The following is a 389-nucleotide window of genomic DNA, read 5'->3' on the forward strand; positions in this document are numbered from 1 at the left end:
GATTTAGTCATCGATGGCGATAATAACGGTGACATCACTGGTACATCACAAGATATTCCAGCTGGCGGTACGGTCACTCTGGTGATCACTGATATTGCGGGCACTGCAATTACCATCACCGATGTGGCTGTTAATGCAGATGGCACTTACTCTGTCGATAATGTTGACCTATCTACACTTGTGGATGGCGACATCACAGTGGTGGCAACCGCAACTGATTCAAACGGTAACGACCTGTCTGCCAATGACACTGAAAACCTTGATGCCCTTTCAAGTAACATCACCGTCGATTTAGTGATTGATGCATCTAACCAAGGCGACATCACTGGTACATCACAAGACATTCCAGCTGGCGGCACAGTCACTCTGGTGATCACCGATATTGCGGG

At 47.8% G+C, this 389-nt stretch carries 1 pseudogene; it reads left to right on the forward strand.

Annotated elements, in window-relative coordinates:
• Positions 1–389, forward strand: a pseudogene (locus AN944_RS21690) (RTX toxin); the annotation flags it as partial.

Origin of the sequence: Shewanella sp. P1-14-1, from assembly GCF_001401775.1 — a bacterium.
In the GTDB taxonomy this organism is placed as follows: Bacteria; Pseudomonadota; Gammaproteobacteria; order Enterobacterales; family Shewanellaceae; genus Shewanella; species Shewanella japonica.